Source organism: Mastigocoleus testarum BC008 (assembly GCF_001456025.1).
GTDB classification, from domain to species: Bacteria; Cyanobacteriota; Cyanobacteriia; order Cyanobacteriales; family Nostocaceae; genus Mastigocoleus; species Mastigocoleus testarum.
This window is the reverse complement of sequence record NZ_LMTZ01000142.1, coordinates 21,151-36,393: the sequence shown is the minus strand read 5'-3', so window position 1 is coordinate 36,393 and position 15,243 is coordinate 21,151. Positions and strand designations below refer to the sequence as shown.

At 38.6% G+C, this 15,243-nt stretch carries 14 protein-coding genes; 5 read left to right on the top strand and 9 right to left on the bottom strand.

All coding sequences use genetic code 11. The features are described from left to right. Window positions 1–69: 69 nt before the first annotated feature. On the bottom strand, window positions 70–717 hold the full coding sequence (locus tag BC008_RS38295; protein WP_027843786.1) for an HAD-IB family phosphatase: 648 nt from the start codon (window positions 715–717) through the stop codon (window positions 70–72). A 203-nt stretch (window positions 718–920) separates the two neighbouring features. Between BC008_RS38295 and BC008_RS38290 the strand changes: the two genes are divergently transcribed. From BC008_RS38290 to BC008_RS38275, 4 genes are all read left to right on the top strand, one after another. Further along, window positions 921–2,876 (top strand): S9 family peptidase, encoded by a 1,956-nt coding sequence (locus BC008_RS38290; protein WP_027843785.1) that lies wholly within the window; start codon window positions 921–923, stop codon window positions 2,874–2,876. A gap of 126 nt (window positions 2,877–3,002) precedes the next feature. After that, complete coding sequence (locus BC008_RS38285) at window positions 3,003–3,491, top strand: gluconokinase (protein WP_027843784.1); 489 nt, start codon at window positions 3,003–3,005, stop codon at window positions 3,489–3,491. Between the two features lie 167 nt (window positions 3,492–3,658). Then, entirely contained in the window at window positions 3,659–5,536 is a 1,878-nt protein-coding gene (locus BC008_RS38280; protein ID WP_027843783.1) for a bifunctional serine/threonine-protein kinase/formylglycine-generating enzyme family protein, read from the top strand. A gap of 199 nt (window positions 5,537–5,735) precedes the next feature. Further along, a complete protein-coding gene (locus BC008_RS38275) occupies window positions 5,736–6,326 on the top strand; it encodes a hypothetical protein (protein ID WP_027843782.1) in 591 nt (196 codons plus the stop codon). 81 nt (window positions 6,327–6,407) lie between these two features. Here BC008_RS38275 and BC008_RS38270 read toward each other — a convergent pair whose 3' ends face one another. From BC008_RS38270 to BC008_RS38245, 6 genes are all read right to left on the bottom strand, one after another. Continuing rightward, the gene (locus BC008_RS38270; protein WP_027843781.1) at window positions 6,408–7,154 is read right to left on the bottom strand and encodes a M50 family metallopeptidase; all 747 of its coding nucleotides are present in this window, start codon (window positions 7,152–7,154) and stop codon (window positions 6,408–6,410) included. A 310-nt stretch (window positions 7,155–7,464) separates the two neighbouring features. Continuing rightward, a complete protein-coding gene (locus tag BC008_RS38265) occupies window positions 7,465–8,451 on the bottom strand; it encodes an FHA domain-containing protein (RefSeq protein ID WP_058184513.1) in 987 nt (328 codons plus the stop codon). A gap of 208 nt (window positions 8,452–8,659) precedes the next feature. After that, a complete protein-coding gene (gene pgl, locus BC008_RS38260) occupies window positions 8,660–9,388 on the bottom strand; it encodes a 6-phosphogluconolactonase (RefSeq protein ID WP_058184537.1) in 729 nt (242 codons plus the stop codon). Window positions 9,389–9,616: 228 nt separating this feature from the next. Continuing rightward, the gene (locus BC008_RS38255; RefSeq protein WP_058184515.1) at window positions 9,617–10,738 is read right to left on the bottom strand and encodes an alkene reductase; all 1,122 of its coding nucleotides are present in this window, start codon (window positions 10,736–10,738) and stop codon (window positions 9,617–9,619) included. Window positions 10,739–10,880: 142 nt separating this feature from the next. Continuing rightward, window positions 10,881–11,303 carry a carboxymuconolactone decarboxylase family protein gene (locus BC008_RS38250; protein ID WP_058184516.1) on the bottom strand — a complete coding sequence of 141 codons (423 nt, stop codon included), beginning with the start codon at window positions 11,301–11,303 and terminating at the stop codon, window positions 10,881–10,883. Continuing rightward, window positions 11,257–11,670, bottom strand: a complete 414-nt coding sequence (locus tag BC008_RS38245) for a MerR family transcriptional regulator (RefSeq protein ID WP_036268658.1) — start codon at window positions 11,668–11,670, stop codon at window positions 11,257–11,259. The genes BC008_RS38250 and BC008_RS38245 overlap by 47 nt, the downstream gene beginning before the upstream one ends. 244 nt (window positions 11,671–11,914) lie before the next feature. Here BC008_RS38245 and BC008_RS52355 point away from each other — a divergent pair, with 244 nt between their 5' ends. Then, window positions 11,915–12,046, top strand: a complete 132-nt coding sequence (locus BC008_RS52355) for a hypothetical protein (RefSeq protein WP_268768278.1) — start codon at window positions 11,915–11,917, stop codon at window positions 12,044–12,046. Between the two features lie 14 nt (window positions 12,047–12,060). Here the strand turns inward: BC008_RS52355 and rph are convergent, their stop codons facing one another. Beyond that, window positions 12,061–12,801, bottom strand: coding sequence for a ribonuclease PH (rph, locus tag BC008_RS38240; protein WP_027845874.1), 741 nt, complete (start codon window positions 12,799–12,801; stop codon window positions 12,061–12,063). Between the two features lie 123 nt (window positions 12,802–12,924). After that, entirely contained in the window at window positions 12,925–14,253 is a 1,329-nt protein-coding gene (locus BC008_RS38235; protein ID WP_058184518.1) for a GAF domain-containing sensor histidine kinase, read from the bottom strand. Between the last annotated feature and the right edge of the window lie 990 nt (window positions 14,254–15,243).

Sequence of the window (15,243 nt, the reverse complement as noted above, 5' to 3'; positions counted from 1 at the left end):
AAAAGTATGTTTATAGTGTTGCTTTTTTAGCCGTTCCCCACTTTAACTGTGCTGCAGGTGTGATGGGGCTTAAAAAACATATGATAAGAGTTCATTAAAATCATATATATAGCAACTAGCTTCGGCTTGCACTTTTTCTCTTACAGCGTAACGCCCAAATCCAACAAAAAGATCCACTCCTGGCTTGGTTTCCAAATCGCTGACACCATCACCTACCATAATTATTTTTTCTGGCGCAAATTTATGACGTAATTTTTCTACGACTTCTAATTTCCCTCCATTTCGAGTTGTAGGATAATCGCGATCAAAATCTCGGTAACTACCGTCTTCGTTAAAGAATAATTCAACAGCTTCAATCGACGATTCAACACCAAGATATTTGGCTAAAGGTGCGATCGCTTGTACGTATCCAGCACTTAAAATAAATGGCGTCCATCCCTTTTGCTTGAGAGTTGCAATTACTTGTTTTGCATTAGGTTCAACCATTTGAACATAAAGTTCGCCGGTTTTTGCAACAGCATCTCGTGAAGGTTTAATAATTTCTAAACGTTTTGCAAAAACACTTTCAATGGGGATCTTACCTCCCATTGCCTCATTGGTCATCTGGACAATTTGCTGACTAACATCATCACCTGCAGTTCGTGCTAATTCATCAATTCCTTCGATACTGCTTAGGGTACTATCACAATCAAAAATAATAATTTTGCTGTTAGCCACGATCCGATGCTTCCTTATCTATAATGAGTATCTTATCAGTTGTTTATAGTTGCAGCACGCTCACACAAACCGTTTATGGGGGATTTTTTGTCCTCAATCCTTTTAGAAATGAATACTCTTGAAACAACTAATAGCTATCAGCACTACGGACAATATATGCTATAAACTGCTCAATTTTATTTCCTATTTGGCATAATGATGAGATGCATTTTTTCTCAAGATTTTTTGCTACCCTGCTCGCAGTATTTTTGCTACCTGTTCTCATGGTTTCTGCACAACAGCCTACGATTACTCCTGGAGACAATCTTGTTGTTGAAGGTCTCCCCCCAATTCCAGTTTCGCTAGTGGATACAGTCGAACGTTATACCCAGTTTAGGTCTGCGAGTATTGCTAGTTGGCATCCTACCAAGCGGCAAATGCTAATATCAACTCGCTTTGGCGATACCCGTCAGGTTCATTTAGTTGAATTCCCTTTGGCTGCTCGCAAACAACTAACTTTTTTCTCAGAAAGGGTTAGTGGTGCAACTTTCCAACCGTCAAAAGGTAATTATTTTGTTTTCAGTAAAGATATTGGAGGTAATGAATTCAACCAGAACTTTCGCTATGATTTTGCAACTGGTGATATTAAACTACTGACTGATGGAAAGTCAAAAAACAGTCGTGGTGTTTGGTCTAATAGCGGGGATCGCATGATCTATTCTTCCACCAGACGCACCGGTAAGGATAGAGATCTATATATTATCCAACCTCAAAAGCCTGAAAGCGATAAATTGCTAGCTGAGGTGGATGGGGGTGGTTGGTTTGGTTTGAATTGGTCTCCTGATGATTCTCAGTTTTTGATGCTCGAGTATGTTTCGATTAACGAAAGCTATTTGTGGCTATTTGATACTCGTACGGGTGACAAAAGTTTAATTACAGCCAAAAAAGAGGGTAAAGAGAAGGTTGCTTACAATGGCGGGATCTTTGCTAAAGATGGTAAAGGTTTATATGTCATAACTGATCGCGACTCAGAATTTTCTCGATTAGCTTATCTGAATCTCACAACTTTTGAGCATACTTATTTAACCAGTGATATTCCTTGGGATGTGGAAGATTTTGACCTTTCGGAAGATGGTAAGAATCTCGCCTTTGTGACCAACGAAGATGGTACGGGGGTTTTACATATATTGGATACCACCACAAGGAAGGAAAAACCACTACCAAAATTACCTGTAGGGCAAATATATGGTGTAAGATGGCACCGTAACAACCAAGATTTAGGTTTTACACTAGTTTCAGCTCGTTCAACAGCAGATGTTTATTCTTTGAATATTATTAATAATAAAGTTGAACGTTGGACAGAAAGTGAAACGGGGGGATTGAACACCGAAAATTTCCCTGAAGCAGAATTAGTACGTTGGAAAAGTTTCGACGATAAAATCATCTCTGGCTTTCTATATCGTCCTCCTGCCAAGTTTAAAGGTAAACGTCCGGTAATAATTAACATTCATGGTGGTCCCGAAGGACAGTTTCGACCAACATTTTTGGGGCGTTTAAATTACTACCTCAATGAATTGGGAGTTGCAGTTTTATTTCCTAATGTTCGCGGTTCTGCTGGATATGGCAAAACCTTTTTAAAGTTGGATAACGATTATAAGCGCGAAGACTCAGTAAAAGACATTGGCGCGTTGTTAGATTGGATCGGTACTCAACCGAATTTGGACAAAAATCGGATCCTAGTAACCGGAGGTAGTTACGGTGGCTATATGTCTTTAGCCGTAGCAACTAAATATAGTAATAAAATTCGTGCGGCGATCGATATTGTTGGAATTTCTAATTTTGTAACCTTTCTGGAAAACACCGAAAGCTATCGACGAGATTTGCGACGGGTGGAATATGGAGACGAACGGGATCCAAAAATGCGGGAATTTTTACTGAATATTTCTCCCGTAAATAATGCGGATAAAATAACCGTACCTTTATTTGTTATCCATGGTAAAAACGATCCCCGTGTTCCTTTGAAGGAAGCAGAGCAAATAGTAGCGACAGTTAGAAAAAATGATGTCCCTGTTTGGTATTTAATGGCGAAGGACGAAGGACATGGCTTTAGTAAGAAGAAAAATGTTGACTTTCAGTTTTACTCTACGGTGATGTTTGTTAAACGCTTTTTGTTGAAATAAATATGTGTTGGGTAATGGGTAGTTGGTAATGGGTAATGAGTATTACATTCCTCCCACACTCCCCACACTCCCCACACTCCCCACACTTCCCACACTCCCCACACTCCCCACACTCNCCTAATACACATGATAATAATCCTCATAGGTGTGTCTGGTTCTGGTAAAACTACGATTGGTAAACAACTCGCAGACTCACTCAACTGGCAATTTTATGACGCTGACGATTTCCATTCAGCAAAAAATATTGAAAAAATGCAAGCTGCAATTCCTTTAGAGGATAGCGATCGAATGCCATGGTTGCAAGCTATAGCAGATGCGATCGCAAAATGGTTGCAGGAAAATCAAAACATAATAATGGCTTGTTCGGCTTTGAAAGAAAGTTATCGTCAGTTGCTATTAATAGACAGAGAAAATATCCAATTTATTTACCTCAAAGGATCTTTTGAATTGATTCAAAAGCGCTTACAAAAACGTGAAAATCATTTTATGTCGGAAAGACTTTTGAAAAATCAATTTGATGTTTTGGAAGAACCTTCTAATATCCCAACAATAGATATTTCAAATCCACCAGAAAAAATAGTGGCAACTATTAGAGAAATATTAAGAAGCAGTTAATTAGCGATAATGATTTTCATTACTTTGAGAATATTAATTGAAAATTAATTTAATACATAAAATTTAATGAAATAAAAATTACTGTTCTTCATTTTATCTTCTTGTCAGAGTCTCAGACCTACATTTATACTCTGAACTAACCAAGGTCTGAAACATTCGATTGAACCGTGACTATACTGGCAGGACGCTATGAACTTACCCGTAAATTAGGTGGGGGAGGCTTTGCAATCACTTACGTTGCAAGAGATATTTTGCAACCAAATAATCCTTCATGCGTAGTCAAGCAACTACGTCCTAATCAAGCTTACCCTGAAGTTGTAGATTGTTTTGAGAAGGAAGCAGCTACCTTGAGCAAGTTGGGGATGCACCCTCAGATACCTCAATTGCTAAATCATTTTCGAGAAGGTCCAAGTCTTTATATTGTTCAAGAATTTATTGATGGACAAAATTTAAGTCAAGAAATATCTCCAGGAAGACGTCTAAGTGAAGGTTATGTTATTAAATTCTTAAAAGAAGTCTTGGAGGTACTTTCCTTTATTCATCGGTACGGAGTCATTCATCGCGATATTAAACCCCAAAATTTGGTACGTAATGCTGATGGCAGAATTTTCCTAATAGATTTCGGCGCGGTAAAAGAAATAGGAAGTTTGTTGGTAGACACTCAAGGTCAAGTTGCTTCGAGTGTTATCATTGGAACGCCAGGATATATGTCCAGCGAACAAAGTTTGGGTAGACCCTGTTTGGCAAGTGATATATATGCCTTAGGGATGACTGCAATTCAGGCTTTAACTGGAATTTTGCCTTCTAAATTAGAAGAAAATCCCGAGACAGGGGAAATTATTTGGCGAAACCAAGCGAGAGTTAGTCGGCGCTTTGGAGAAATTATCAACACGATGGTGCGGCGTCATCATAGCCTACGTTATTCTTCTGCACGTGATGCATTAAAAGCTTTAAGCTCCGACCTCAACGACCATCAAGTATCAATACCTTCCTTGCCTTTATCTGGGAAAGGGAAATATCTTTCGCGTCGCAAAACTCTGGAAGTTCTCGGCTTAGCGGGAGGTGGTTTTTTGCTTGCGGTTGGAGGACAAACCATCATCAGAGCAAATTCTGAACGCAATAAGAAAGTAGCTCAGACTGCGAGCAAACCCAAGGAATCTACAGCAAAAATTCCCCCAAAAGCATTTCCTCAACTAACTCCGACTGCAAATAATAAGGGATTTAATCTTGAGACTTTTGACTTTGAAGTTGTAACAGTTAATAGCCGTGGAGAAGTTACTAATCGTCGTCCTGCTCGTACGAGGTGTTTCGCGGAAAAATTAGGAAATGGTCTCATATTGGAGATGGTGGAAATTCCCGGCGGTGAATTTCGCATGGGTTCACCACAAACCGAGGAAGGAAGAAGAAATGATGAAGCACCACTACATCACGTTAAGGTCGCTCCTTTTTTCATGGGTAAATTTCAAGTTACCCAAGAGCAATATAAAAAAATAATAGGTGAAAACCCCTCTGATTTTAAAGGAGTAAGGCGACCCGTAGATAGAGTGAATTGGCACAAAGCAGTTGAGTTTTGTGAAAAATTAACTCAAATGACCGGCAAAACCTATCGTTTACCTAGTGAAGTTGAGTGGGAATATGCTTGTCGAGCCGGAACGACTACACCATTTCATTTCGGTGAAACAATTCATGCTAAGCTTGCCAATTATGACAGTACTAAAACTTATGCTTCTGGACCCAGAAGTAAGCATGTTCAGGGAACTACACCTGTAGGAAGTTTTCTGCCTAATGCTTTCGGGTTATATGATATGCACGGTAATGTTTGGGAGTGGTGTCAAGATACTTGGCATGCAAATTATGAAAAAGCTCCTACTGATAGTCGCCCTTGGATCAGTAAACCTGATTCTTTCCGAGTGGTAAGGGGTGGTTCGTGGAATGTTGCTCCTGAGAAGTGTCGTTCTGCAGCTCGAGATTTACGCAAACCGGATATTTTTGGTTATACTTGTGGCTTTCGGGTTGTCTGCGATCGCGATTATGTTTTGAACTGAAGTAAGAAGTAAGGAGTCAGGAGTCAGGAGTCAGGAGTAAGAAGTAAGAAGTAAGAAGTAATTAATTTATTAGTCCCCGATCGCCAGTCCCCAGTCGCCAATCCCTGTTCGTACGCGGAGCGTGCGCTCCGAACGCCAGTCCCCAATTCCCAATCCCCATTTATGCTAACATTCCCAAGATGCATTCAATGGGAATGCCTTGAAACCCAATCAGCTCGACTTATTCTCACAATCAGAGATTAATACTATTTCCAGCAACAAACCACCGGTTTTAACCATGGATGTTGCTGCTTTAAGTAAGTGGAAAATGCGAATATTTTCCCACCAACAAAGGATTAAAAAAACTCAACCAGTAAAGCAGGAAAGTTTATTTGCACTTTCACCGGCTGTGGTTTTTTGTGAATCTCCAAAACATGTAGATCCAGATATTATCGATCCTTTTAATCTCAAACCATCACCCCTGTCATTTTATCGTTTACCAACGGATAGTCCCGGTCAGGCTTGTCTTTATTTCGTTATAGATATGGCTACCGATCTACTGCTTTATATTGGTGAAACTTGTAAATCAAATAAAAGATGGAAAGGGACGCACGATTGTAAGCGTTACATTGAAAAGTATCTAGATTTACATTACAAATATGAGTTAAATACAGCAGTCAACATAGCTTTTTGGTGGGACGCACCAGAAAAAACCCGACCCAGACAAGAACTAGAATTAGCCTTAATTCAAAAATGGAAGCCCCCATTTAATAAGGAAAATTGGCAATATTGGGGTCAACCATTTGGGTGAATCAGTTGTCAGTTTATGGCTAACGCCACGCCCTTACGGGCTACAGTTATCAGTTTCTGTGAACTGTTAACTGTTCCCTGTTCACTGTCCTTTGCTATAGGCGATCCGCAAACTTTGGAACAGCATTGCGAAGGATGCGATCGCCATTAATCCTCCCCAGAACCAATAAGGTAACAACAAATTATTTTGAATTTGTGCTGTATCGGAAAGTCCCAAATTCCCAGCGGAATAGCTAAATAAATAGTCAAGTTGGTGAAATGTACTAATACAAGCCTGGACTCCCAAAAATTGAATTGCAAAGCCTTGTAACCAACGAGGTGCTTTCAAACCAACCAATAAAGTAATTAAACCCAAAACGGGTATTGCGATCAAACCAAAAGGCGATCTTACCCATAAAAGACTTGAAATTATGAGAAATCCACCTAAAATTTTTAAACTTAAAGAAGCTGCTTTAAAACTACGGGAAGCCAAAATCAGAGCAGAACCAGCAATTGGTGGTCCCATAGGTCCTGCTGCTGCAACTAGTGATGGACCAATCGGTGCTAACGATCTAGCTAAACTGTAAGTTGCTACACCCGAACCATTAGAAAAAATTTGTAGCTGCTGAAAATTTCCCCCTAATAATAATGCCATCAAACCATGACCCATTTCATGGAACCAGGTTGCCAAAATTGAAAATGGGTATAAAATGTAGTCTCCTGCAGGTATTTGCCACAAAATAATAGTCACAAACGCTGCTGCAATCAGCCAAGTAAATCCCATGCGACTTACAATACTGGGAGCTTGACTAGAATATAAATATTCTAAATATTTTTTTGATTCCTTCATGGGTTGGTAACCTTTAATTTTTAACCCAATTAATAATAGTGAACTTTTTTCTATCCTAACTTTTGTTTTTTTGTGTGTCGGAATTGATTAATAAGGTTATTTTGTTATTTTGTTGTTTATGATACTAAATCTACATTTTTCCCGAGTAAATTATCACTTTTAATTCCTGATTGTTAATTTCCAATTCCTGACCCCTGACTCCTGACTCCTGACTTCTGACTTACCAATAACAAATCCCCTCAACATCTGGAGAAAATATATATTTCTCAACCAGAGTTGTTTTGGGGACAAGAATTAAAAATACAATTTGCTAGGAAATTTGGAACAAGAAAGTTACTAAATCTCCTTTACCCAAGCTTACGCGATCGCCAGGTCTGAGACGGTGCCGATTTCCTGGTAACAAGGGTAAGTTATTGATGTAAGTTCCATTGGAACTACCCACATCTTCTATATAGTAGGCATCTCCTTCAACGCGAATATCTGAATGAATTCGCGAAACAATCTCAGAATTAGGAAAACCTGATACATCAATATCCGGAGGAATACGGTCGTTAGGCTTACCAATATGAATTACAGAAAGATTTTGTGGTAGTTCGATTTCCCGATCGCTTTGCAAGTGAACTAATCTTCCACACACCTGTTGCAGTTGTGTCCTTGCTGCTGGTGCGGGTGATGGAGGTGCTGGGGATGATAGTGGTGCTTGAATTGGATCTGGAGATGGTGCTTCTACCTGAAAATCTGGTACTTCTGGACTAATTACTGGCGGAGGAACACTACCTTCTGGAATTTGTGGAAATGAATCGTCAGGAACCTCAGAACTATAACTTTCTGCTTCTGCTTCGGGAGGTTCTGGCTTTGGAGGTTCTGGTGGTGAGATTTCCTCTTGTTCCAGAAACATCGGGTCCAATAAAGACTCTGCAGCTTCTTCAGGATTAACTGGAAAAGGTTCTGGATTTGAGTTAGGAGCTGCAACTGCAGTGGGCGGTAAAGGTGAAGGATCTGGAAATTGGGGATCGCTAGATGTGGTTACCACCATTGGCTCTGATGATGGAATTGGATCGGGAGATACCAAAGGCGGTACTTCTAAAGGAGGAATATCGGGAGCAATTGTGGGTGCAGCATTAGCGCTAGCAGCCGAACGAAGGTTATAACCACATTGACCACAGAAGGAAGCATCAGCCTGAACTGTTGCTCCACAGTTAGGACAACTTGTTGTCATTGGTAAAGGAGTATAACAAGCTTCGCATTGCACTGCACCATCTGGGTTGGGATGGCTGCAATTTGGACAGACAATCATGGAATTAAGCCCTTATTCATCATCTTAATCTTAAAGTTGTGCAAGCACAGTATTGAGCAATTTTAGCTTTCGATACTCATAACTCCAAACATAACAATTAGGGTCATGCTATGCTCGCAAAACTATGGGCTAATACACCCTGCAGGAAACGCTAGCATGACTCATATTCACAAAATAAACTTTACGCTTAAATTGCGCGGATCAAACCCTATTTTTGGTGGGCGACTTCACTGCCTGCTGCTTGATCGAATAACCACCAAAGTTCGCCTTGGGGTTGGATTAAGCGAGACGGATAGGTGGACGAGTCAGCTTGGGGAGCGAAGACCTGTGCTAACGCCGGTTTTTTATTTTCACCAGCAACTAAAAAAATTACGCACCTGGCAGCATTAATAAATGGGTATGTAAAGGTGAGGCGAGAATTTCCATCTTTATTACCTACTGTTACTAGGCGATCTTTTACTGCGAGTGCTTCTGTATGGGGAAATAAAGAAGCTGTGTGAGCATCGTCGCCCATCCCTAACAAATTAACATCTAAAGCTGGAAACTCTCMAGGAGATACTTGGAAAAATTTTTGTAAGTGTTCCTCATATTTTACAGCTGCTTGACTTGGTTGTGCTGCATCGGTAGGCATTGGATGAATATTACTTTCGCTTATTTCCACTTTGTCTAGCCACGCACGGCGAGCCATCAATTGATTGCTATCTTGATGTTCTGGGGAAACATATCTCTCATCTCCCCAAAACACATGAATTTTATCCCATGGTAGTTTTTGATTTGCGATCGCTTCGTACAACGGCTTGGGTGTACTACCACCAGACAGGGCGATGGTGAATTGACCTCTTTGTTGAATAGCTGGCTCTATCTTAGACAAAATTAGTTCCAGGGCTCTGTTTACTAATGCTGGTTTGTCTGATAAAACTTCGATCTTTTTGTTCATCGCTATTGTCATTATATTGCCGACTTCTCTTCTGGCAATACGATAGCGAAATTATTATGGTATGTGCTTTACTTTTTGAAACTTTTAAGGAAAGTGGGGGATTGGCGACTGGTGTTAGCGGAAGCGTGGCGTTACCCATAAGCACTGCGTGCCGCCGCCGCAAGCGGCATATGGGGATAAGGAGTTCTAGTCGGTAAGGGTATGGCGTAAGCCATAAAATAATAACTGTTAACTGACAACTGATAACACTGGATAATCTGTATAACCTTTAGTACCTGGACTATAGAATGTAGAAGGATCGGGCTGGTTTAGCGGCGCACTGCGGCGAAAGCGTTCCACTAGGTCTGGATTTGCAATGAAAGGAACGCCGTAGGCGACTAAGTCTGTTTTACTATTGTCAATCGCTTCAGCACCCATGAGAGCATCATAACCACCGTTAATCATAAATGTACCCTTAAATGCTCGTCGCATATGAGGAGCTACGCGTTCTCCAATATCATTTGCTAACACGTGACCTGGTAATGCTTCCAGAACGTGAAGATAAGCTAAATTGAATTGGTTGAGCACTTCGGTCGCATAAGTGAATAGGGCAATAGGGTCGCGATCGCTTATATCATTAAAGGCGTTTGTTGGCGATAATCTAATACCTACTCTGTCCGAACTCCAAGCATCCACTACGGCTTCTGTTACTTCCAACATAAATCGAGCACGATTTTCAATACTCCCACCATAAGCATCTGTTCTCTGATTAGTAGAGTCTCGTAAAAATTGATCTATTAAGTAACCATTAGCTGCGTGAATCTCTACACCATCAAACCCAGCTTCTTGGGCTCTTTTTGTTGCATCAACATATTGCTGTACAACTGAGGGTATTTCTTCGGTTTTCAGAGGACGAGGAGTTACATAAGGTTTTTTACCTCCAGGAACATGGACTTCACCCGCAGGCTTTACTGCTGAGGCTGAAACTGGTATTGCACCATCAGGTTGAAAATCTGGATGTGAAGCTCTACCAGTGTGCCATAGTTGCAAGAAAATTTTTCCACCTTGCTTGTGAACTCCATCAGTAATTTTTTGCCAGCCTTTCACTTGCTCCGCGGTATGAATTCCTGGTGTATCAATCCAACCTATACCTTGTTCCGATATTTGTGCTGCTTCCGTAATAATCAAACCTGCGTCTACACGTTGAGTATAATACTCTAACATCAAGTCATTGGGGACTCTCTCAACACCAGTTCTACCTCGCGTTAGAGGTGCCATCACAATTCGATTTTGCAAACGGATTGCACCTAGTTCCCAGGGCTGGAACAACGAGGCAACTTTATTATCTACTACTGGTACAACTGATGACATAATGGATCTCCAATATATTTATGGCATTGATAAGAAGTTTGTTCTCAATATTTATTCGATAATACCGAATAAAAGAAATATATCGCAATTAGGATCCATATGCAACAAGCGTTGATGTAGTTAGAATTTCATTACCGCATAATTAAGCAGAGGTAATATTATTTCTATCTCTTTCGAAAAAAGCATCTTTGGCGACAAACATTGCGTTTAATGCTGCGGGGAAACCTGCATAAATAGCCATTTGGATAATTACTTCAATAATTTCTTCGCGACTACAACCGACATTTAATGCAGCGTTAATATGAACTTTGAGTTGGGGTTGAGCATTACCCAGTGCTGTTAATGCTGCAATTGTCGCAATTTCTCTCTTCTGTAAATCCAATCCCGATCGCGAGTAAACATCTCCAAATCCAAATTCAATTATGTAGCGTCCCAAATCGGGTGCGATGTTTTTCAGACTTTTGATAACACTTTCTCCTGCATCACCATCAATTTCTAACAGTTTTTCCCAACCGCGCTCATAACGGCTCTTTTCCGCTTTCTTCAGATGATCCTGTGTCGTCATAATCCAACTCCATTTTTTTGTAGAGTTTAATCTTGTCTTGAATGAGTGCTAAATTTTGATTGAGCCGATTCAACTGTTCTTGCACCTCTTGCTGATGAACTTCCAGCAAAAATCTTCGCTCAGGAATTGTACTATCTCCCTGTCGTCTAAGTTTAGCAAATTGCTGCATTTTAACAATCGACATACCTGTAGCTCTGAGCTTGGTAAGAAAATTTATCCAGGCGATATCCTGCTTAGAATAACGACGGTGACCGCTTGGAGCGCGGCTTATCCGATCTAGCAACCCAATTTGCTCGTAATAGCGCAAGGTATAGGTACTCAGTTGAGTTAGGGCTGCAACTTGTTGAATGGTCAATTCTGCATCCATAAAACTTAGTTTGCAACTTAGAGTACACTCTAAGTCAAGGGTAAAAAAATAGAGATGAAGTAAATTAATAAATTATACTAAGTCCGGGTTAATTACCCCTTTTAGAATCAGAGAGAGAAGTGTGGGGGAGTGGAAAGTGTGGGGGGAAATCCCAAAAAATATAAAGGGATTTTAAAAATCGGATTTGGTATTATTATCTCGAACGCATATTATCTCGATCGCAATAGGAAGATTCATCAGTGTATTGAAATGCAAAAAGAGCAACAGCCGTTTTGGTAATCACCAATTAGCCATTACCCATTACCCATTACCCATTACCAATTACCCATTACCCATTACCCATTACCAATTACCAATTACCAATTCCAATTACTAATTCCAATTAAAAAACTAAACTTGATAAATGTTATTCCAATCAGGGATAGCATCTTGCTGAGCAATTAATAATTGCTGAATACCTTTTTCTGCAAAGTCCAAAAGTCCACCTAATTGTTTGCGACTAAAAGACCCTTCTTCAGCAGTTCCCTGAACTTCAATAATTCCCAAATTTTGGTTCATGACTACGTTAAAATCAACGCTAGCAGCCACATCTTCCTCATAATTGAGATCTAAAAAAGGTTCTCCCTCCAACAAACCTACAGATATTGCTGCGACCTGTCCGACAAGTGGAGATTTTTCTAAAATTCCTTGTTTTAGCAAATAAGAAATTGCATCTGCTAATGCTACAAAACCACCTGTAATTGCTGTGGTTCTAGTTCCTGCATCAGCTTGCAATACATCTGCATCAACTATTAAAGTTCGCTCTCCTAAAGCTTCTAAATTAATCGCCGCTCTTAAACTACGTCCAATCAAACGTTGAATTTCTTGTGTCCGTCCAGATAGCTTTAAAAATTCCCTTGCTTGTCTTTGTGAAGTTGCAGAAGGTAGCATGCGATACTCTGCTGTCAACCAACCTTTCCCTGTATTTGCAAGAAACTTGGGAACTCCTTCATTAACGCTGACAGTACAAAGGACTTTAGTATCACCACATTTTGCTAGCACAGAACCGGGAGCAAAACGAGTAAAACCTTTTTCAAAATTAACTGGACGAAGTTGATAGGGTTGCCGATTGTCCGGACGCTGCCAAACCATTTGAGATGCCTCAAAAACTTAATACAAGGTACAACGAAAAGACAATCTTTTCACAAAAATCTCTGTAAACTATTCAAGCATTTTTGTTACAAGGTTTATTACTATACATCGCTTTTAACTAAATTAAGTTATATCCCTAGGGAAGCAAACAGAAAATTTTGTTTGGCGATCTTGACTTTCTACATTAATTTCGCCACCTAAAAGTTCTACCATTTTTTTGACAAGTGTTAACCCTAAACCTGTTCCACCATAACGCCAGGGGTCATTTTTGGGAACTCGGTAAAATTTATCAAAAATATGTTCTATCTCTGAGGGGGGTATTTCTACACCACTATTAAAAACGCTAATCTCTAATTTTGAAAAATTTGACTTAGCAATAATAATTATTCTTTCTCCATTTGGCGTATACTTGCAAGCATTGCTTAGTAATTCATGTAAAATCCGCTTCAACATAGAAACGTCAGATTTTAACAAAGGTAATTTATCTTCTATGTCAATTATTAATTCTTGTTGTTGATTTTTACTTACCGGAAAAAATGGTTCCACAATTTCCGGAATCAAAATATTTAAATCGATAAATTCAGAAGTCAAACTTTCAGCTTCTGCATCTATATGACACACTGTGAGTAAGTCATCAATTAACTTATTGTACCTTTGGGAAGCGTGATGAAATATATCTATAACTTTTGCTAGTTTAGGTGATTTTTTGATATTAGTTTCTGCTTCGAATAACTTATCTAAAGTTTGGATAGAAAGTTGAATGCTACTCATAGGTGTTCGTAACTCATGGGAAACACTTTTGAGAAAATCATCTTTAAGACGATTCAGTTTTGCTAATTCCTCAACTTGTATTTGTGAAGCTTTATAAAGTCGTGCTTGGCGAATAGCGATCGCACACTGGGAAGCGATTTGTTGTACCAAACGCACTTCAACATCTTTAAATATTTCTTCTCTAGGTCTGAGCAACCATAGATTACCTAAAATACCCTCCACTCCGTGATTTTCAAAAATAGGGCAAGCTAAGCAAGCTGATTGAATTACTTTATGATTTAAATCTGGAATATTTTCAACAAATTGTAAAGATTTTTTTTGTAATAATTGTTGATAAACTTCAGGAAAGTCTGCAATCCTTATACTGATTCCCTGGGATTTAGATACTATATTACTGCATTCATAAGCAACAATCGCAGTTGTATGATATTGATCGTAAAGCTCAATATGACAACTCTCAATATGAAGTACTCTGGCTAATTCTTCAGTCGCTGTTTGTAAAATCTGACTTTCATCTAAACTATCACGAATTTTTTCAGTAATCCGTCTGATTGATGCCTCAAAATTGAGTGCTTGTTGTAATGGACAAGTTTTTTCCTGGATTTGAGATGTAACTTGTTCGCGAACCTGAAGTTTATCCTGGAGTTCGTTCCGATTTTTCACTGTAAGACATCGACGCATTTTTTTGTAGTGTTAAGTTAGTTTGGGTACAGACTAAAAATGACTAATTTATAACTGTTTCTTTTTCATTCTCCTCCTCCCTAAGTAATTAAATCCTCCCAGTTAAAATATTTTCACTTTATTCATATTTTCTGACAGTGCCGTGAGAAATACTACCTAAATATATTTAAGACATCTTTGAGACTTGATTCTATTTATAGCGATTAAAAAGTTCTAATAACTTTCAAAACTTTTATTAACGCACCCAATGATCGTTAGTAAGAACAATGGATATTTACTTAATTGGAAGATTGTGTATAAAAATTAGTTTCTCTGTATTAAAACTTTAAAGCTTTTCCCATCGATAAAAACTTATAATTTTCTAAAATTCTGACTTTTGTCTACAATTGTCTTTCTCTTGTATCTCTAAGTGTATATATCGATTTACCCTTTTTATTCCAATATGTAAGTAGGTTACAATTAATGTCTTAAATCTTTATCCATTGCAATGATAGTAATTAATTTGTTGATTTATGAGTTAACAAATTAAATTGCGTTATAAATATTACTACACATCCAAGAGGATTTCTCAATAAAATTAGCTAAAATAATTCTTAAATTTATTTAACTCTTGAAGAAACAACGATTTTTAGCTGCGCTAAAAAGTAAAATGCCAAGAATGTAAGTGACTTGACAAGCTTACAATCCAATTATAGATTAATTTCATAGCTATTTTTGTTACTAAACTCAACATTTTGTAGCTTAGTTTGAATATACTTAAATAAGTGAATTATATCTAAAATTATTTGATGTCATTTATTGCTTGTTAATCTTTTGGTAACCTTGATGAATGTAAATACTCAGAATACTTACAAAAAAAATTAACTATATATTTTATATATCAATGTATTATTACGTCTGAATATCTTTTGAATATTATATTTTTAAGTCAATATTTTAAGTCGATATTTTGCAGCTTATATTTTGATGTTTGGAAAAGCAGTTTATCTC

Bases quoted from the DNA above. Each gene is read 5' to 3' on its own strand.
- BC008_RS38270 (WP_027843781.1), bottom strand. From the start codon at position 7,154: ATGAAGGAATCAAAAAAATATTTAGAATATTTATATTCTAGTCAAGCT.
- BC008_RS38255 (WP_058184515.1), bottom strand. From the start codon at position 10,738: ATGTCATCAGTTGTACCAGTAGTAGATAATAAAGTTGCCTCGTTGTTC.
- rph (WP_027845874.1), bottom strand. From the start codon at position 12,801: ATGGTTTGGCAGCGTCCGGACAATCGGCAACCCTATCAACTTCGTCCA.
- BC008_RS38285 (WP_027843784.1), top strand. From the start codon at position 3,003: ATGATAATAATCCTCATAGGTGTGTCTGGTTCTGGTAAAACTACGATT.
- BC008_RS38245 (WP_036268658.1), bottom strand. From the start codon at position 11,670: ATGGATGCAGAATTGACCATTCAACAAGTTGCAGCCCTAACTCAACTG.
- BC008_RS38250 (WP_058184516.1), bottom strand. From the start codon at position 11,303: ATGACGACACAGGATCATCTGAAGAAAGCGGAAAAGAGCCGTTATGAG.
- BC008_RS38265 (WP_058184513.1), bottom strand. From the start codon at position 8,451: ATGATTGTCTGTCCAAATTGCAGCCATCCCAACCCAGATGGTGCAGTG.
- BC008_RS38290 (WP_027843785.1), top strand. From the start codon at position 921: ATGCATTTTTTCTCAAGATTTTTTGCTACCCTGCTCGCAGTATTTTTG.
- BC008_RS38235 (WP_058184518.1), bottom strand. From the start codon at position 14,253: ATGCGTCGATGTCTTACAGTGAAAAATCGGAACGAACTCCAGGATAAA.